18 protein-coding genes and 1 pseudogene are annotated in these 17,346 nt (G+C 60.6%); 13 read left to right on the top strand and 6 right to left on the bottom strand.

The window, feature by feature from the left end; genetic code table 11:
* Positions 1-506: 506 nt before the first annotated feature.
* Complete coding sequence (locus tag F8C90_RS02130; RefSeq protein WP_246155737.1) at positions 507-728, bottom strand: integrase core domain-containing protein; 222 nt, start codon at positions 726-728, stop codon at positions 507-509.
* Positions 701-1,384: pseudogene (locus tag F8C90_RS02125) on the bottom strand (IS3 family transposase); the annotation flags it as partial. The gene F8C90_RS02130 and the pseudogene F8C90_RS02125, both read right to left, overlap by 28 nt.
* A gap of 140 nt (positions 1,385-1,524) precedes the next feature.
* On the opposite strand from F8C90_RS02125, the gene F8C90_RS02120 reads away from it, so the two are divergent.
* From F8C90_RS02120 to tsaA, 7 genes are all read left to right on the top strand, one after another.
* Positions 1,525-1,767: a type II toxin-antitoxin system RelB/DinJ family antitoxin gene (locus tag F8C90_RS02120; RefSeq protein ID WP_281350313.1), complete on the top strand. Its 243-nt coding sequence runs from the start codon at positions 1,525-1,527 to the stop codon at positions 1,765-1,767.
* Positions 1,768-1,838: 71 nt separating this feature from the next.
* The gene (locus tag F8C90_RS02115) at positions 1,839-2,363 is read left to right on the top strand and encodes a type IV toxin-antitoxin system AbiEi family antitoxin domain-containing protein (RefSeq protein WP_158048792.1); all 525 of its coding nucleotides are present in this window, start codon (positions 1,839-1,841) and stop codon (positions 2,361-2,363) included.
* A complete protein-coding gene (locus F8C90_RS02110) occupies positions 2,360-3,181 on the top strand; it encodes a nucleotidyl transferase AbiEii/AbiGii toxin family protein (protein ID WP_158048791.1) in 822 nt (273 codons plus the stop codon). The genes F8C90_RS02115 and F8C90_RS02110 overlap by 4 nt, the downstream gene beginning before the upstream one ends.
* 863 nt (positions 3,182-4,044) lie before the next feature.
* Positions 4,045-4,215, top strand: coding sequence for a VWA domain-containing protein (locus F8C90_RS02105; protein ID WP_158048790.1), 171 nt, complete (start codon positions 4,045-4,047; stop codon positions 4,213-4,215).
* Positions 4,216-4,414: 199 nt separating this feature from the next.
* A complete protein-coding gene (locus tag F8C90_RS11385; RefSeq protein ID WP_170264494.1) occupies positions 4,415-5,203 on the top strand; it encodes a hypothetical protein in 789 nt (262 codons plus the stop codon).
* A gap of 295 nt (positions 5,204-5,498) precedes the next feature.
* Positions 5,499-6,086, top strand: coding sequence for a DUF3825 domain-containing protein (locus tag F8C90_RS02095; protein WP_211360992.1), 588 nt, complete (start codon positions 5,499-5,501; stop codon positions 6,084-6,086).
* A 125-nt stretch (positions 6,087-6,211) separates the two neighbouring features.
* Positions 6,212-6,937 (top strand): tRNA (N6-threonylcarbamoyladenosine(37)-N6)-methyltransferase TrmO, encoded by a 726-nt coding sequence (gene tsaA, locus F8C90_RS02090; protein WP_158048788.1) that lies wholly within the window; start codon positions 6,212-6,214, stop codon positions 6,935-6,937.
* 161 nt (positions 6,938-7,098) lie between these two features.
* On the opposite strand, the gene F8C90_RS02085 is transcribed toward tsaA, so the two are convergent.
* Both F8C90_RS02085 and F8C90_RS02080 read right to left on the bottom strand, forming a co-directional pair.
* Positions 7,099-8,247 carry a sensor histidine kinase gene (locus F8C90_RS02085; protein WP_158048787.1) on the bottom strand — a complete coding sequence of 383 codons (1,149 nt, stop codon included), beginning with the start codon at positions 8,245-8,247 and terminating at the stop codon, positions 7,099-7,101.
* On the bottom strand, positions 8,244-8,918 hold the full coding sequence (locus F8C90_RS02080; protein WP_158048786.1) for a response regulator transcription factor: 675 nt from the start codon (positions 8,916-8,918) through the stop codon (positions 8,244-8,246). Before F8C90_RS02080 ends, F8C90_RS02085 begins: the two co-directional genes overlap by 4 nt.
* A gap of 245 nt (positions 8,919-9,163) precedes the next feature.
* Here F8C90_RS02080 and F8C90_RS02075 point away from each other — a divergent pair, with 245 nt between their 5' ends.
* The 4 genes from F8C90_RS02075 (at position 9,164) to F8C90_RS02060 (ending at position 11,594) form a co-directional block, all read left to right on the top strand.
* On the top strand, positions 9,164-9,481 hold the full coding sequence (locus F8C90_RS02075; RefSeq protein ID WP_246155736.1) for a peptide-methionine (R)-S-oxide reductase: 318 nt from the start codon (positions 9,164-9,166) through the stop codon (positions 9,479-9,481).
* Positions 9,482-9,585: 104 nt separating this feature from the next.
* On the top strand, positions 9,586-9,675 hold the full coding sequence (locus F8C90_RS11380) for a CD1871A family CXXC motif-containing protein (protein WP_425481724.1): 90 nt from the start codon (positions 9,586-9,588) through the stop codon (positions 9,673-9,675).
* 25 nt (positions 9,676-9,700) lie between these two features.
* Positions 9,701-10,570 (top strand): 4Fe-4S binding protein, encoded by an 870-nt coding sequence (locus F8C90_RS02065; protein WP_246155735.1) that lies wholly within the window; start codon positions 9,701-9,703, stop codon positions 10,568-10,570.
* Between the two features lie 52 nt (positions 10,571-10,622).
* On the top strand, positions 10,623-11,594 hold the full coding sequence (locus F8C90_RS02060) for a TlpA family protein disulfide reductase (RefSeq protein WP_158048782.1): 972 nt from the start codon (positions 10,623-10,625) through the stop codon (positions 11,592-11,594).
* 169 nt (positions 11,595-11,763) lie between these two features.
* Here F8C90_RS02060 and F8C90_RS02055 read toward each other — a convergent pair whose 3' ends face one another.
* Positions 11,764-14,265 (bottom strand): excinuclease ABC subunit UvrA, encoded by a 2,502-nt coding sequence (locus tag F8C90_RS02055; protein WP_158048781.1) that lies wholly within the window; start codon positions 14,263-14,265, stop codon positions 11,764-11,766.
* A gap of 141 nt (positions 14,266-14,406) precedes the next feature.
* On the bottom strand, positions 14,407-14,844 hold the full coding sequence (locus F8C90_RS02050) for a MerR family transcriptional regulator (protein WP_158048780.1): 438 nt from the start codon (positions 14,842-14,844) through the stop codon (positions 14,407-14,409).
* Positions 14,845-14,941: 97 nt separating this feature from the next.
* On the opposite strand from F8C90_RS02050, the gene F8C90_RS02045 reads away from it, so the two are divergent.
* Positions 14,942-16,129, top strand: coding sequence for an iron-containing alcohol dehydrogenase (locus F8C90_RS02045; RefSeq protein WP_158048779.1), 1,188 nt, complete (start codon positions 14,942-14,944; stop codon positions 16,127-16,129).
* Between the two features lie 91 nt (positions 16,130-16,220).
* A complete protein-coding gene (locus tag F8C90_RS11185) occupies positions 16,221-17,015 on the top strand; it encodes a carboxymuconolactone decarboxylase family protein (RefSeq protein ID WP_158048778.1) in 795 nt (264 codons plus the stop codon).
* The last annotated feature ends 331 nt before the right edge of the window (positions 17,016-17,346 follow it).

Genomic DNA, 17,346 nt, shown 5'->3' with positions numbered 1-17,346 from the left:
CGCCGAAAGATTCTTCTTGTTAGAAGGTGCGCGCATCCAGCCGTAGCAACGAAATGCGAAGCCAGGGCGGCCGACATAGACGGGCGATGACGCGGCGGACCCGCGTGCGGTCCGCGCCAGCCCGAGGCCGTCAACCCGCGAATATTAAACTGCGAATACGAGCGTCGGTTTGATGACACAACCTGTCGGAAGAAATCATCGGGTGATGATAGAAAGGCCCAAGTCGGGAAAGATTTTCCTGGCTTGGGCCTTCATTGCCTCTTGACAATGTTCTACTCATATTAAATAGGGCAGAGTCGCTTGCGCAAGTCCGCCCCTAAAACCGTGAAGGTTTTGCTATCTGCAGGCTATTCTACCAACCCGAGCGATTCTGTCAACCTGCGAAGGAACTCGAGCGCGGAGCGAGCTGCGGCGTCGGGCCCCTTGTCGGGCAGCGCCTCGGTTTCGCCGTCGGCCCTGGCGAACATTGACCTGTGTCAAGATTTCGGACATGGAAGCTCGAGGATTTACGCGGCCATGGGAAGCTCCCCTGCGGTCGGCCTGGTACGCTCGAAGAAGGCCTCCATGGCCTTCGCGGGTATCTGGTAGCCGATGGTCGAGTGCGGCCTCTTGCGGTTGTACTCGGCCTCGATGAACCTGATCACCGCGTGCTTGGTGTCGGCCCTGGTGGCGAAGCTCCCGCGGTAGTACATCTCGTTCTTCAGCGTCGCGAAGAACGACTCGGCCACGGCGTTGTCGTGGCAGCTGCCGGTGCGGCCGCACGACAGGCGCACGTCGTTGTCGCGCGCCCACTCCGCGAGGAGCCGGCTGGTGTACTGTCGCTGTGGAATATGGCGTTTCCCGCCACGTAGCCGCGGGACTTGGCCGACTCCAGCGCCGCCACGGCGATGTCGGCGGTCATGCGCTCGGACAGCGACCAGCCGACCACCATGCGCGTGCACAGGTCGATCACGGTGGCCAGGTACAGCCACCCCTGCCCGGTGCGCAGGTAGGTGATGTCGCCCACCAGCTTGTAGGTGGGCACGGGGCTCGTGAAGTCGCGGCGCACCAGGTCGGGGCGCGGGCGGGCCTTGGGGTCCGGGACCGTGGTGCGCTTTTTGGCGTTGGGCGGACAGCAGCGTATGCCCAGCTCGCGCATGAGCCTGAGCACGCGGTAGCGCGTCAGGTGCGACAGCTCCGGCGGCAGCATCGCGTGCACGAACCGGAAGCCGAAGCGGCGGTCGGACTCGAGCCACACGCGCATCACGGCGTCGCGCTCCGCGGCCCACCCGTCTTGCGGGCGTCCGGCGGCCAGCCACGAGTAGAAGCCCGAGCGGCTCACCTCCAGCACGCGGGCCATCAGCTTCACCGGGAACTCCGCCCTCTCCGCCAGCATGAGCCGGTAGCGCGCGGCTACCCCTGCTCCCTGGCGAAGAAGGTCTCACGCCTGAACTCGTCGGTGTACTTGGCGGCTGGATTCGGCATGGCATCGTCCTTTCTCGTCGTCTCGTTGCATTCTAAGGGATTCGGATTCCTCTAGCATGCGTGTCCGAGAAAACGATACAGGTCAGCATGGAGAGGCAGACGAGGGACGGCGCTGCGAAGCTGTTCTCGGAGCTCGGCATAAGCACCACCCAGGCGATCAACATGTTCCTCAAGCAGGCCGTGAGGGAACAGGGAATCCCCTTCGAGGTCACCGCCAGGCCGGCAATCGAGCACGGCGGCGAGAGCATGGAAAAGCAAGCGCCCTGCCCATCGCGTCGGCCGCCGCAGCGCCCTTGCAGCTAGGCCAGCCGCCATCTCAGGTTTTCTATGCTTTTGATAGGTCAAAAGTATAGTAAATACGCTATACTTTCGGCATGGCAAAAATCGACGACATATACGAGGCGGTAGACGACTTCGGCCTGATCACCTCTGCCGAGGCGGCCGAGCTCGGCATGTCCAGGGCGGAGATGGTCCAGCAGGAGAAGCTGGGGAAGCTCGTGCGCGTCGCGCGCGGCGTGTACCGCATGCCCATCTGGCCGTCGCAGCCGCAAGCGCCCTATGCCGTCGCGGTGAAGGCGGCGGGCGAAGGGGCCTTCCTCTGCGGAGAGTCGGTCGTGGCGCTGCTGGGGCTGGCGCCGACGGACCCTACCAAAATGCGCCTCGCGTCGCCGAGGCGCTGCCGGCGCAATCTGGGCCCCGGGGTCACCTTGGAGCGAATGGGCGGGACGATCCCCGTCTACCTAGAGGGCATCGCCTGCCAGCCCTTGCCGGCCGCCATCGCGGCAGCCTCGAAGACCATGGGGGCCGACCGGGCCGTCGAGGCCGCGAGCGAGGCGCTCGCGCGCGGCTACATAACCAAAGAGGAGGAAGAGCGGATCAAGGAGGAGATAACCCGATGAAGAGGCCCAACAGCATGCGCCATCTCGACGACGCGATACGCAGGCTCTGCGGGGGCGCGCCCCAGGACTTCATGAGGGCGCGCACCGTGATGGCGAACGCGATCGTGGCGAGCATGCTCCCCGACGGGGTCGTCAAGGGCGGCAGCGCGCTCAAGATGCGCTTCGGCGAGGAGAACACGCGGTTCACCACGGACCTAGACACCGCCACGGCGACCGATCCCGCAGCCTACGCCGCCCAGCTCGACTCGAGGCTCCGCTCCGGCTGGGAGGGGTTCTCCGGCCGCGTGGTAGAAAAGAACCCGGCCTCGCCCGATGGGATTCCCGAACAGTACGTCATGCAGCCGTACGACGTCAAGCTGGACTACCTCGGGAAACCCTGGTGCACGGTGCCGCTCGAGGTCGGCCACAACGAGATAGGCGACGCCGACGCGCCAGACTGGGCCGAGCTGGCGGACGCCGGCGAGCTCTTCGAGGCGATGGGGTTCCCCGCGCCCGGCAGGGCTCCACTCATGCCGCTCGACCACCAGATCGCCCAGAAGCTCCACGCCGTCTCCGGCCCGGGCGATCGGGCCCGCGATCTCATCGACCTGCAGCTGATCGACGCCAGAGCCGAGGTTGACCTTACGGCTGCGAGGGCCGCCTGCCGGAGGCTTTTCTCCTACAGGCGGGCGCAGGCCTGGCCGCCAGCCATTGCCAAGCAAAAGGGATGGGATGAGATGTACGCCGCCCTCGCAGAGGGCCTGCCCGTACTCCAGGATGTTGACGAGGCGATTCGGTGGGCCAATGAATTCGTCGCCAGGATCGAAGACGCCCGGTAGACTCGGGCGGAAGCGGACGGGCGATGCCGGCCTGGGGAAAGCGCGCAGCAGGAACGGGGCCTGCCTGCTGCTTCTCTCTTGCCATGCAATCAAAACACCTTGAGAGCCCACTCGCCAGCTTTCGTGACCCACTGTGGCCCACGAAAGCGCCCTGCCCCGTCCCGAAACCCGTGACCCAGATTTGACCCCATGGATTCGCGGCATTTTTTGAGACTGGATGCAAGTGGGACAAACTGAGGCAAACTGGAGAGAGATTTTAACGATCGAGCGGGAGTAAGCTGAATCACTTTTTTGTAAGCCACCTGCAACCATTCAAAACGCTCGAGTTTGCTTCAGAGCGTTTCGGGGCCTACCAAGCCACCTGCAACTATTATTTCAAGTCTTTAATCCAAAATACGGCGCGTAGCCCAATTCCTTTGGAGCACGCGCTATCTTTGCTATGAAGTAAAGGTATTCGTATATATGCCCGTTACAAACGTGCCCTGCATCTGCGATGATCCAATTGGAATGCCCCTTATTGCATGGCAAAAGTGGGTTGAGTGGTACGCGAATATCCCTTGATGTTGCAAACTCGGAAGCATAAGAACATTTATTAGCAAACGAAAGCAGGATTGGGGATCGAAGATGAAACGAATTCGCCCATTACTGGCAATGGTCTTAGCGCTTGCTCTTATGTGCCTGGGGAGTAGCTTCGCCTTTGCAGACGATGGGACAACGGCCATTCTTCCGCAACAGCTGACACAGCAATTACCATAAGTAGCGACACCGCTACAGAGCGCGGCGATTCAGCGTTCATAACGGCGCTTTCAACGCCTTCGCCCACTTCGAATGCGAAATCAACCTCAACCACGCCGCTCGACATCGTGCTGGTGCTGGATGCTTCCGGCTCGATGGACAATCCCATGAGCGAAAGCGACACGACCAAGCGCATCGACGCGCTGAAGAATGCAGCCTATAGCTTCATCGATAGGATCGCCCTGCAAAACGAGGAGATTTATGTGTCGCCATTTGCAAAACCCTTCACGTCGCACTAAACGACCTTTTCTGGGACGAAGAGCGCTAACCCGATTTCACCATTCCCAACCCAGCACGTTGCCCAAACCCGAATTATTCCTTTAGGAGAGAATTATGAAGCGGCAAAATATAAGACTTGCCAAAAAAATGGCGCGCATACGCAGGCCCGAAGGATGAGCGCCTCGAGGCCGAGAATGCGAAAATTACAAACTTGGGTTCATGCTGCTATCGTTCGGCATGCTCATGCTGCTTGTGTATCAGATCATAGCGCAGCAGGTTGCGTGGGTGCACGATGACGCCAATGAAGCGTTTCGCCTCTTCGCAAATCCCGTTGACACCGTCATGTACGCATGGCTTTTCATCGTGATGATCGTCTGCGCTGTGTCGCAAACGCGTAAGGGCTATGTCGATACCAACCGCTTTGGGCAGACCGAGCACATTCCCATGGGCTACTTCCTGCTTATCTCAGGTATCACCGGCATCGCAAGCACACTTGCCATCGCCGCCATGCGTTTCATCGCCGAAATTCAGCTTGTACCAATCGATGGCGTCTTATGGGGTTCTAGCTTGGCAATGGACGCGGTATTCGGCGTGGTCATCTTCGCTGCCGTTTTCGGTGCGCTTTGCTTGGCATTCTTCGAGGTAAAGCGAGGTCGTGCGAAAATTGAAGCAAAGCTCGATTTCGAAAGGAGCTTCGTCGTTCGCCATGAAGGTGTTGGTCCAAGACCCGTCCTCAGGGCCCATCTCTTGCACAACCTTGAAGCCAAGCGCCTCTTCGTAGAACTTGATGCTCGCTTCCTTGTCCAGCACATGGGTGCAGCGATGCACGAACTTTGCTTTCATGTTGTATCTCCTCCTGATTCTGATGTCAGTTTTGAGTATTGTCCTATTATCCGAATGCACATCGACAGCTCTGCACGACAGGTAAGACAGAGGTCGAGACTGAGGTCGGGTGATTTGTCTCACTCGCAAATCAATATGCGACGAAAAACTTCAGGCAACACCTAAGGAATACCAGCGCACCAACCCTCACTTTTACGGGTAAAATCAAGCCAATTGACCGCCCAGCCACCAAAAGGACACCATATGGAAATCCCTAGCACCCTGTGCAGCAACCTGTACGACTTCGCATTCTGCCCCGAGCCCTGCTACGACCGCCTGGTCGATCTGGCCGATCCCGAGGACTGGGGCCTCAACAACCGCATTCTCAAAAACTACCTGTCGTTCTCGTTTAGCCGCGCGATGGTCCTAACCGAGCGAGACGCGGAGCGAGCGAGACGCGGAGCAAGAATCGCCGTCCAACCTGCCATTAGTCTTCGACGACGGCCGCTGCCTGTTCAACACAGGCCTGTACACACGCCGCTACGAGAACATCTACGGCCTGTTCGAGCCCAACACCAAGCCCGACGCGCGCCAGCACTGGTTTTTGAAGGGCTTCTTCAAAGAGAGCGATCCGGCGCTGGTCGCCTTCGAGTACCTTCCCTGCCGTGTGCACTTTGCCGAGGACCCCTCCGAGCTCGTCTTCGACTACCGCCTGCCCATCCGATCCAACATCGACCACATCTTAGGCGATGAGGAGAATCTGACGCGCATTCCCACGAGTCTCGTGGGGGAAGACAACTCGCTGCTGCTGCGCCGCGCCTTCGAGGGCGCCGTCGCCGAAGCAGCCCGCCGCGCCGCGGCCAACTATACGCTCGCCGTGCCGCAGTTCTATGGCGGCCGGATCCAGTTGCTGCTGCCGCTGTGCCTGACCAGCGACAAGCCCGAACTGGCGCTGACCATCCAGCGCGAAGACGGGTTCTACGCCGCACGCACCTGCCTCACGATTGAGATGGCCTACAACAACGCGCGTCTTATCTGCCGTCCCGAGACCTCCTGGATTAAGCGATAGCGACTGGCTCATCTGCAAGGTCGCGCTTCATTTGGCGCGCGGGGCAAGCCTTGCGCCAGCAGATTGGCTGATGAGCACATAGAACCCGCTATGTCAGACAGACCACCCGCAAGCATAGGAGCAGCATGAAGCCGATAGCGCACATCCGCACCGACCTTCCGCAGAAGTTCGGGATCCCCCGCAACAGCTTCCTTGCGCCCCATCTGCGAGGATGCATCGTATTCGAACCCGGATGCGCCCTCGAATCGGCAGTTGCGGGCATCGAGAGCTTTTCACACCTCTGGCTAATCTGGCAGTTCGAGAACGGCGTGCCTGGCGGCACCGCCGAGGACATCGCAGCCGATTCCGCGGCGCCTTACAGGAACGGGGCAGACGCCAGATGGACTCCGACCGTGCGGCCTCCGCGACTGGGCGGCACCGAGCGGGTGGGCGTTTTCGCATCGCGCAGCCCCTTTCGCCCGAACCCGCTAGGCTTAAGCTGCGTGAAGCTCGATCGGGTAGAGCGCACCGACGCCGGGCCCGTGCTCCACGTCCTCGGGGCCGATTTGCGAGACGGCACGCCGATTCTCGACATCAAGCCCTATATCCCCTTCGCCGACTGCCATCCCGATGCCCGCGGCGGATGGATCGAAGACGCGCCGTGGCACGAGCTTACGGTCGACTTCCCTGACCAGCTTCGCGAATCAATCGAGCAAGACAAGCTCGCCGGCCTCATCGAGGTGCTGAGGCAAGACCCGCGGCGCGCGGGAAGCAAGCACAACCCCTCGCGCGTGTACCACCTTGCCTACTCCTCGCACGACGTCGCCTTCACCGTAGACGGAAACGTGCTGCACGTCGTCTGCGTGAGCTAGATTCCGCCCTCCCGTACGTCTTTCCAGCGGAGAGCACGTCGCACAACTCCCCGAATGACCACGAACTCGGGGTTTTGAACGTGCGTCTCGCCCTGGCCAAACCAAGGGCGGCGATTGCGCGCCCTGCGCAGTTGGGGCGGCCGCAGTGCGCTCCCTGCGTATCACGCGGTCGTAACAGCCTCCCCAACGGGGAGCTCCACGCGCATGATGGTGCCGTCCTCGGAGCTCGCCTCGACCTCCACCGTACCGCCGTGAAGTGCGGCGATTTCCCACACGAGCGAAAGCCCCAACCCAACGCCGCCGTATTCCCTGCTGCGGGACGAATCGACGCGGAAGAACGGCTGGAAAATGCTCTCCTTGAACTGCTCGGGAATCCCAGGGCCGCTATCCTCGACCCGCAGGATAACGCGCCCGCCCTCCTCGCAGGTGGAGACGCGAACCGCCGTGTCGGGTCGACTGTAACGAATTGCGTTCTCGACCAGGTTGAACACGAGCCGATATACCAACGTGTCGCTGCCAATCAACTGGGCATCCCCGTTACGCTCAAGGGCGATCTTGCGCGCCTCGGCGAGGGGTGCAAGATCGGCGAGAACCTCCTCGACCATCGGCGCTAACTCAATCCGGTCGTTGCAGGGCACGCTGCGAAGCTCGCTCATCTCGAGCAGCGTCTTCGTCATCTGCGACATCTTCTCGGTCTGCTCCTGCAGAAGCTCGAGAAAGGCAGCCTCCTCAGACCCCACGTCGGGGTGTTCGACGGAGAACAGCTCGACCTGCGCCTGCATGAGTGCAAGCGGCGTCCGCAGCTCGTGCGCGGCGTTCCCCGTGAACTGCCGCTGTGCGCTAAAGCCTTCGTCGAGGCGGTCAATCATGCTGTTGAACGACTTGCTGAACTGCTTGAACTCAGGCAGCACGTCCTCGCTAATCTTCATGTCCGCGAGGTTGCTCGGTTGCACGTTCTCAACCTGCGACGCAAAAGCCCGCAGCGGCCTGAGCGCACGGCCGCTGACGAAGTACGCCAGCACACCACCGAGCAGCGTCACCGCAATTGTGATAAGCCAATTGGTCGTGCTGAAGGATTCCTGCGCGTTGCTCACAACAATCGTGAGCTCTTCGTCGAGCTCACGATTGTCGGGGTCGAACGACGCAGCGGCACCATCGCCGATGTCGCCGCATGCCGATATGCCGCTGCCGATCGAGTCCATATATCGCATCCCCGAATACCCGATCAGGCAGTTCATCAGCACGCACATTACGCACACGAGAAGGGCCGTCATCAACGTGATGCGCCACTGCAGCGAGAGCCTTCTCATTCGGCCTCCTCCATCACGTAGCCCTCCCCAATGCGATTGCGTATGGGGTCGTGCCCCAAGGCAGCGCGCAGCTTCTTCCTCAGAGCGGAGATGTGCACCCTGATCGAGTTGCTGAAGTTGTTCACGCTGCTGTCCCACACGTGTTCGAGCAGCTCCTCCTGGCTGACCGGCCGCCCCTGGTTGAGCATCATGTATTCGAGTATCCCGGTCTCCTTCCGCGTGAGAGACAAAGCCTCATCGCCTGCAAAAGCCCGACGAGCCTTTGTGTCAAATGTCAGATTTCCGCAGGTCAGCAGCACATCATTTTGCGTAAAGCGCCTCAGTGTGAGGCTGCGGATCCTCGCCGCGAGCTCTTCGAGGTGAAACGGCTTCGTCAGGTAATCGTTCGCTCCCGCATCAAGCCCGGCTACCTTCTCGGCGACCTCGCTGCGAGCCGACAAGATGAGCACCTTGGTCTCGCAGTCAACTTCCCTCAGCGTCCTAAGCACCGTCATGCCATCAGCTCCGGGAAGGTTCAAATCGAGCACGACGAGATCGAAGCGCTCGACGGCGAGAAAATCCATAGCATCTCGCCCGTCGTGGCAGCAGTCAACGCTGTAGGCAAGGCGCCTCAAGCTGCGCGCAATCGCATCGCAAAGCGACCGCTCGTCTTCAACAACCAAAATGCGCATACGGGCCTCCTTGCGCAGACGTCGCCTCTCTTAACACGGATTTTATAGGCGATATGTTCCAATGGACCCCGAAGCGGAAGGAATAGCCTGATTTCTCCCGAAAGGGGGACAAAACCATGCGTCGAAAAGCACTGCCGCTTCTGCTCGCAGCGACATTGGCGCTGGGCGGATACGCCGCCTTTCAGCGGGTCGCCTCCAAGGAGAACGGAGCGAGAAAAACTGATTCAATCGAGGGGCCCGCACATATGGAAGGTGAGAAAAGCATGTACAAGGAAACCACGGAAAACGTCATCTACCTGACAGGTGGTTGTTTCTGGGGCATGGAGCAACTGATGCAGTCAATCCCCGGCGGCTACTGCCACATCCCGAAAGCGAAGATGGAGCTGTTCTCCAAACTGCGCATCGACCCTGGCGATTCCCATCTCGGCCACGTGTTCACCAATGACCCAGAGTCCCCCAACGGCGTGCGTTACTGCATCAACAGTGTGCCTTTGCGCTTTGTACCGTACGCGAAGATGCGATCCGAGGGCTACGGGCATCTCCTCGACCTGTTCGATGAGTAGGTTTTCGCAGGTCACATATTAGAAAGCGAGTGAAAGGAGCGATTGGATTGTTCAAAGCGATAAAGCCTGTAGCGCAAGTTGCCTTGGTGGCAGCCGGAGTGGCCATGGTATGCCTCGGCGCAATGAGGGGCGAAGCAGATGCCGTGCTGGCCAAGGCAATTCGACTGTGCTTGGAGTGCATTGGAATTGGATAAGAGAAGAAACCCCATATCGCAGTTTTTGAGCCGCTTCCGTAGCTGGATCCAAGCGGGCGCGACGCTGCTCACCAATATCCACCTGCCGAACTTCTTCAAGGGCACTATCTATCAGGGGCAGGGCAAAGCGGTCTGCGTACCCGGCCTGAACTGCTATTCCTGCCCCGCGGCCACAGGCGCCTGCCCCATCGGGTCGTTTCAGGCAATCGTGGGCTCGTCGAAGTTCAGCTTCTCGTACTACGTGACCGGGTTTTTGATTCTCATCGGCGTGCTGTTGGGGCGTTTCGTGTGTGGATTCCTCTGCCCCTTCGGCTGGCTGCAGGAGCTGCTGAATAAAATCCCTGGCAAGAAGCTGTCCACAAGGAAACTCAAACCGCTTAGGTACCTGAAGTACGTCGTACTGCTGCTCACCGTGATCTTGCTGCCCGCACTGCTTGTCAACGACGTCGGGATGGGCGACCCATACTTCTGCAAGTACCTCTGCCCGCAAGGAGTGCTCGAAGGCGCGATTCCGCTCGCCATCGTCGATAGTGGCATACGCTCCGCATTGGGAGCGTTGTTCACCTGGAAGCTCGTCGTTCTGATCGCAGTGGTCGTCTTGAGCGTGCTCATCTATCGCCCATTTTGCAAATGGGTCTGCCCGCTCGGCGCTCTCTATGCGCTCATGAACAAGGTATCCCTGCTTGGAATAAAGGTTGACCAGCACCGATGCATCTCGTGCGGCACGTGCGCGAAGACGTGCAAGATGGACGTCAAGGTCACGGAGTCGCCCAATCACACCGAGTGCATCCGCTGCGGCAAGTGTATAAGGGCCTGCCCGACCGACGCCATCGGCTTCAGCTACGGCCTGAGCTTACCGGAAAAGCAACCGAATCAGCAATGCGAAGAGAACTGACGAATTGAGAAAACGACAAGCAAAGCAAACGATTGCAAATGGAGGAATGATTATGAAACTAACGAAAATTGCGGTAGTGCTGGTAGTCTCCCTTTTGGCGTTCAGCCTTGCATCCTGTTCGTCTCCTAAGGATAGCGAGGCAACCTCGACAAGCAGCAACACCGATATCGCGACTTTGCTGGCAACGCAGCCGAAGAACGCCGAGGAGGCAGCCGAGCTGCACCAAAAGCTCATGCAGAAGGAAAACGAGATCCTCTCCAGCAACTCGAAGCTGTGGGAAAAAGTGTTTCTGTCAGCCAACAAGGACATGCCGATGATCGAGGACGGCAAGAATTACGGCGACTTCCTCCTCGACACGATCGAGGGCGCCAAAGACCAGTTCTCGGCCGAGGAATTGAAGACGCTCAAGACCGGAGCGCAGCAGGTGAAGGAAATCGAGGACAAGCTCGCGGCCCTCGAGAAGGACTTCCCCGGATGCGGTAGCTCCCCGAGCTCGGGGGAGAGCGTCGACGCGTCGAGCGCCGGCATGCCGAATGGCGCAGGCGCCGCTGCCAGTGCGAGCAAGTTCCCGAGTTTCCAGGGGAAAGACCTCGACGGCAACGAAGTGACCAGCGACAAGCTCTTCTCGGAGAGCAAGGTGACCGTGGTCAACTTCTGGTTCACCACCTGCAAGCCGTGCGTGGGCGAGCTGGGCGACTTGGAAGCGCTCAACAAGGAGCTTGCCAGCAAGGGCGGCCAAGTCGTGGGCGTGAATTCCTTCACGCTCGACGGTGACGCGACCGCGATCTCCGAGGCAAAGGACATCCTCGCGAAGAAGGGCGTCACGTACAAGAACGTCTGGTTCGCGTCGAGCAGCGAGGCCGGGAAATTCACCTCCGAGCTGTTCTCGTACCCGACCACCTACGTCGTCGATAAGAACGGCAACATCGTGGGCGACCCGATCGTCGGCGCGATCACGTCCCCCGAGCAGCAGAAAACGCTCAGCAAGCTCATCGACCAGGCAATCGCGAACAGCGAGGGATAAGCCCGCAAGCGAGCGCTGAGCGCTATGGGAAGGCCCCGGCAGTTCAAGAAACTGTCGGGGCCTTCCTGCGTCTTGCGAGGCATACGATACGGGCCAATCTGTGAAATTCTTACGTATGGGTAAGTATTTCGTGCAATTGAGAAAAACGTACTTATAGGTAAGAAATCCGCTAAAGCACCAGGTAGCGGCCGGTGATGCTTTCCGGGTTCGCAGCAATTTCCGCGGGCGTGCCGCACGCCACGATGCGCCCGCCGTCTTTCCCGCCATGAGGTCCCATGTCGATCACGTAATCGGCATTGGCGATGAAATCGAGGTCGTGCTCGACCACCACCACGGTGGCGCCCTGCTCCACAAGCCGCTCGAACACGCCGAGCAGCGTCTCGACGTCGCGCGGGTGCAGGCCGATGGTCGGCTCATCGAACACGAACACGGCGTCTTCCTGCCCCCGGCCCATCTCGCTTGCAAGCTTCAGGCGCTGGGCCTCCCCGCCAGAAAGCGCGGGCGTCGCCTCGCCGAGCGTGAGGTATCCCAGCCCCAGGTCATGCAGGGTTTGCAGCTTCTCGTGCGCCTTCTTGACGTCGGTGACATGCGCAAGCGCCTCATCGACCGAGAGCGCGAGCAGCTCAGGCAGGCCGAGCGCCTGGCCACAGGGCGCGCCCTTCTCGGGGCGGCAAATACCCTCGGCCGCGGCGCTATAGCGAGAACCGCGGCAATCGGGACAGGCGATGTCGACGTCGGGCAAGAACTGCACGTCGAGCGAAATCTGCCCCGTGCCGTCACAGGTGGCGCAACGCAGGCTTCCCGTATTGTACGAGAAGTCGCCCGCCTTAAGACCCGCCGCCTTCGCCGCCTCGGTGCGAGCATAGGCGCGACGCAAGTCGTCGAGCGCACCGCAATACGTCGCCACGGTCGAGCGAACGTTCACCCCGATAGGGGTCGCGTCGATCAGGTTCGCACGCTTGATGCCGTCTGCAGCAAGCGCCGTCACATGCTCGGGAAGCTTCTCGCCAGCCGCTGCTTGCGCGAGCGCGGGAATGAGCGTCTCCAGCACGAGCGTCGTCTTCCCCGAACCCGACACGCCCGTCACGGCAATGAGGCGGCCCCGCGGGATGTCGATGACAAACGGCTTCACCGTATGCAGCCCGCTCGATTCCAGGTGAATCCGCCCCAAGTCGAACATTTCCCCAGCTTGTGCCTGCGAGCGAGCCGTCACGCGCTTCGCGCCAGAAAGGAAGGGGCCTATGATCGAGGCATCGTTGCGGGCGACCTCGTCAACCGAGCCTTGAGAAACCACCGTGCCGCCGTCCGCACCCGCAGCAGGGCCCATTTCCACCAGATAATCGGCGGCGCGCAGGATGCGCGTGTCGTGGTCGACCATCACCACGGAATTCCCGTCGGCAATCAAATCGCGCATCACGCCCAGAAGGCCGTCGATATTGGCGGGATGCAAGCCGATGGAGGGCTCGTCCATCACGTAGAGCACGCCAGTAGTTCGGTTCCTCACCGAGCGTGCGAGCTGCACGCGCTGGCGCTCCCCCGTGGAAAGCGTGGCGCCCGCGCGGTCGAGCGAGAGATATCCCAGTCCCAGCTCCAGCAGGCGCTGAGCGGTGCCCGCAAACGAGTCGCAGATGGATCTCGCCATGGGGCGCATCTTATCAGGAAGACTCCCTGGCACGCCTTCCACCCATGAAACCGCCTCGTCAAGCGTCATTTCCGTCGCCTGTGCCAGGTTGATGCCGCGCACAAGCGGCCCGCGCGCGGCATCCGAGAGACGTGTGCCGCCGCAATCAGGACAAGGCCCCTCGATCAAGTACTTCGCGACGCGGCGCAGCCCCTTCTCGTCCTTCGCCTTCGCAAGCGAGTTTTCCACGGTGCGCACGGCGTTGTAGTAGGTGAAATCGAGCTCGGCGAAGTTCTCGCCCTTCTTCGCCTTGTACAGGATGTGCCTCTTCTCGGCTGGACCGTTAAACACGATGTCGCGCTCGGCCGGCGAAAGCTCGCAAAACGGCACGTCCGTGCGCACGCCCATGGCGCCGCACACCTGCTTCATGAGGTCCCACATAAGCGAGCCCCACACCACCACAGCGCCCTCGTCGATGGTCTTGCTCTCGTCGGGCACGAGCGCCGCGCGGTTCACGGTGCGCGCGATACCGGTGCCGCCACAGGTAGGACAAGCGCCCTCGCTGTTGAAGGCGAGCTGCTCAGCACCGGGGCCGAAGAACTCGCCGCCGCAGTGGGGGCACGAAATCGCCAGTTCAGCAGCGACATTCAAGCTTGGCGGCACATGCTTGCCGCAATGTGGGCACACGTGGCTGCCGACGCGCGAGAAGAGAAGCCGCAGGCTGTTCAATAGCTCGCTCGAGGTGCCGAACGTGGAGCGCACGCCGGGCACCGCCGGGCGCTGGTGCAGCGCGAGGGCGGCGGGAACGAAACGCACGTCATCAACCGAGGCCTTGCCCGCCTGAGCGATGCGCCGACGCGTGTAGGTGGAAAGCGCCTCCAAATAACGGCGCGACCCTTCGGCATAGAGCACGCCGAGTGCGAGCGAGCTTTTGCCCGAACCCGACACGCCCGCGATGCCCACAAGCTGGCCGAGCGGAATGTCCACGTTCACGTTCTTCAAATTGTGCACGCGCGCGCCGCGCACCTCGATATGGTCGATTTTCTGCATGATTTCCTTAATCCAGCGTTGTACCAGCAAGAAGGGGCGCACCCGATGCGGCTACCCGTATCCACTCGCGGCTTCATGCCGATTGCCGATGCCCGCTTGCGGCTTCAAAACAACGGCCAGCACCTGCTCGCTGGCAGACTCCTACGAATGACCCAGGTCGTAGAGCTTCCTGATATCCTTCGGCAACCCGTCGGGAATCATTTCCCAGAGACGCTCTTCCCCGCCGTCTTTTTGAGCCGTCTCATAGTACCAGCACTTGAACTTCACCATGGCGAGCGCCTTCTGCATGCGCTCGATCTCCTCCTCGGCCTGGACCTTGCGCGCCTCGAACAGCTCCTTTCGCGCAGCGTACGTCGACGGCCCCTCCTGCACCATGTCGACGAAACGCTTGATGTCCCTGATTTCGAGTCCCGTCTTCTTCAGGCAGTCAATGACGCGGAGCAGTTCAAGTTCGCCTTCGCCGAAGCGGCGCGTACTGCCCGATCGCTCCAAGTTGGGAAATAATCCCTCTTTGTCATAGTAGCGCAGCGTCGACACGGGGATGCCAAACATTTCCGAAACCTGCCCGATTGAATACATGGTAAATTTCCTCCAAAGTATCTTGACTTGAAGTTAGGTTTAAGTATTAGAGTGCCAACATCATACCAAATGCAACCCGAGAAGCGAAAGGGAAACCATGCTCGGCAACTTCGCCTACCACAACCCCACCAAGCTCATCTTCGGCAAGGACGCTCTGGCCTCGCTTGCGGCGGAACTCGCTCCTTACAGCACCATCCAACTCGTCTATGGCAGCGGCTCTATCAGGAGATTCGGTATTTACAACCAAGTCGTCGAAGCGCTACGCGCAGCAGGTAAAACCATCGTCGAAGACAGCGGCGTCATGCCGAACCCCACCATCGAGAAGCTTCGCGAGGGCGCACAAATCGCCCGCGACAACGATGTCGATTTCATCCTCGCCGTGGGTGGCGGCTCGTGCGTGGACTACGCGAAGGCAGTTGCGGTCTCTAAGGACCTGACCGCAGGCGAAGACCCCTGGGACGTGTACTTCGACCGCTTCGAAGAGCCCGCGGCGGATAGAGAGGTCGTGCCCGTGGGGTCGGTTCTCACTATGATGGGCACTGGCTCTGAGATGAATCGCGGCTCGGTCATCACCAACCGAGAGCTCGGCAGGAAGATCGGCCACGTCTTCACCGACGAACGCGTCTCACCACGCTTTGCCGTGCTGAACCCCGAGTTCACCTACACGGTGCCGCGCTATCAGATGGTCGCAGGCATCTTCGACATCATGAACCACATTACCGAGCAATACTTCAGCAACACCGACGACAACACGAGCGATTATCTGGCCGAGGGTCTCATGCGCAGCCTCGTTACCGCAAGCCGCACCGCCGTGGCCAATCCGACGGACTACGAGGCGCGCTCGAACATCATGTGGACGGCAACCTGGGCGCTCAACACCCTTGTGGGCTGCGGCAAAACGCAGGACTGGGAGGTTCACATGATTGGCCAGGCCGTAGGCGCCGTCACTGACGCCACGCACGGCATGACGCTTTCTGCTGTGGCGCTTCCCTATTACCGCCTGATCATGCCGTATGGCCTGGAGAAATTCGTGCGCTTTGCCACGAACGTGTGGGGCATCGACACCGCAGGCAAAACCAACGAGGAGCTCGCAGCGGCCGGCCTTAACGCCATGGAGAACTGGATGCGCGAAATCGGCTGCGTGATGAGCATCCGTGAGCTGGGCGCCGACGAGTCGAGCCTCGACGCCATCGCCGACGCGACCCTCACAATGACGGGCGGCTACCGCACGCTCACCCGCGCCGAAGTCCTCGACGTTCTGCGCAAGAGCCTCGCAGCAAAGTAGCGGCTGGCCCAAAGCGTAATCGCGAATGGCGCTGCCGTTCACCCCTAACCGTCACTCGCCATGTGTAAAGAAAACAGGAAGGAAGTCCACAATGGCTATCAAACAAACCGCAGGACACGATGCGCTCGGCAAGTTCGCGCCCGAGTTCGCTCATCTCAACGACGACATTCTCTTCGGGGAAGTGTGGAGCCGCGAGGACAAGCTACCGCCCAAGCTGCGCAGCATCGTCACCGTAAGCGCCCTCATCGGGAAAGGCATCGTCGACAGTTCGCTGAAATATCACCTGGCCAGCGCCAAGAAGAACGGCGTCACGCAAGAAGAGATGGCCGAGATTCTCACCCATATCGCCTTCTACGCCGGCTGGCCCAACGCGTGGGCGGCATTCAACATGGCGAAGGAAGTTTATGTGGGAGACGGGACGGATGGCACGATTGGCGAGGGCAGCGCGGGCGACACCGCGGGCAGCGGCAACCCCGAATCGCACGGCGGCTTCTTCGGCCTGGGCAAGCCCAACGACGCCTTCGCACAGTACTTCATCGGCCAAAGCTATCTCAACGCGCTCACCGGGCCCGATGACTACCTAGCAATTTTCAACGTGACCTTCGAGCCGGGCTGTCGCAACAATTGGCATATCCATCATGCGAGCAAAGGCGGCGGGCAAGTGCTCGTCTGCGTGGATGGCGAAGGCTGGTACCAAGAGGAGGGCAAGCCCGCCGAGCGCCTGCGCCCCGGCGACGTGGTGGAGATTCCCGCGAACGTCAAGCATTGGCATGGCGCCGCTTCCGATAGCTGGTTCAGCCACCTCGCCTTCGAGTACCCCGGCGAGGACGCGAGCAACGAATGGCTCGAACCTGTGGACGACGGCGCTTACTACGCGCTTTCGTAACGCGGGGGCGCTTTCCTAACCTGGAGACGCTTTCCCAACGCGGGGGAGCTTTCCTGGCCCGGTCTAGAACCGGGGCCCTTCAGCCAACTCCTCGGAATCGCCCAGGCAACGCGAGTGCTGTCCAGGCGATTCGCGCTGCCCAAACGGCCCCGCATTCCCGCATCTGTACGAAAGAATGGACGAGGCCCAGACAACCCCACGCCCCTGCCTCTGTACAGAATTGACGATAAACACAAGGCCTTGATGCGGCCTTTTCAGAAGCGCTCTGCGATTAACCGTTCCCTAAAGAACAATGACCAAAAAGACATCCCCTAAGATGCGCTTGTGCGGA

The organism is Ellagibacter isourolithinifaciens, assembly GCF_008831035.1.
In the GTDB taxonomy this organism is placed as follows: domain Bacteria; phylum Actinomycetota; class Coriobacteriia; order Coriobacteriales; family Eggerthellaceae; genus Ellagibacter; species Ellagibacter isourolithinifaciens.
This window is presented reverse-complemented; position numbering and strand designations above follow the sequence as displayed.

Excerpts from the sequence above, each read along its gene's own strand:
- F8C90_RS02115 (WP_158048792.1), top strand. The coding sequence starts at position 1,839 with ATGGCAAAAATCGACGACATATACGAGGCGGTAGACGACTTCGGCCTG.
- F8C90_RS02110 (WP_158048791.1), top strand. The coding sequence starts at position 2,360 with ATGAAGAGGCCCAACAGCATGCGCCATCTCGACGACGCGATACGCAGG.
- F8C90_RS11385 (WP_170264494.1), top strand. The coding sequence starts at position 4,415 with ATGCTGCTATCGTTCGGCATGCTCATGCTGCTTGTGTATCAGATCATA.
- tsaA (WP_158048788.1), top strand. The coding sequence starts at position 6,212 with ATGAAGCCGATAGCGCACATCCGCACCGACCTTCCGCAGAAGTTCGGG.
- F8C90_RS02085 (WP_158048787.1), bottom strand. The coding sequence starts at position 8,247 with ATGAGAAGGCTCTCGCTGCAGTGGCGCATCACGTTGATGACGGCCCTT.
- F8C90_RS02080 (WP_158048786.1), bottom strand. The coding sequence starts at position 8,918 with ATGCGCATTTTGGTTGTTGAAGACGAGCGGTCGCTTTGCGATGCGATT.
- F8C90_RS02075 (WP_246155736.1), top strand. The coding sequence starts at position 9,164 with ATGGAAGGTGAGAAAAGCATGTACAAGGAAACCACGGAAAACGTCATC.
- F8C90_RS11380 (WP_425481724.1), top strand. The coding sequence starts at position 9,586 with ATGGTATGCCTCGGCGCAATGAGGGGCGAAGCAGATGCCGTGCTGGCC.
- F8C90_RS02060 (WP_158048782.1), top strand. The coding sequence starts at position 10,623 with ATGAAACTAACGAAAATTGCGGTAGTGCTGGTAGTCTCCCTTTTGGCG.
- F8C90_RS02055 (WP_158048781.1), bottom strand. The coding sequence starts at position 14,265 with ATGCAGAAAATCGACCATATCGAGGTGCGCGGCGCGCGCGTGCACAAT.
- F8C90_RS02050 (WP_158048780.1), bottom strand. The coding sequence starts at position 14,844 with ATGTATTCAATCGGGCAGGTTTCGGAAATGTTTGGCATCCCCGTGTCG.
- F8C90_RS02045 (WP_158048779.1), top strand. The coding sequence starts at position 14,942 with ATGCTCGGCAACTTCGCCTACCACAACCCCACCAAGCTCATCTTCGGC.
- F8C90_RS11185 (WP_158048778.1), top strand. The coding sequence starts at position 16,221 with ATGGCTATCAAACAAACCGCAGGACACGATGCGCTCGGCAAGTTCGCG.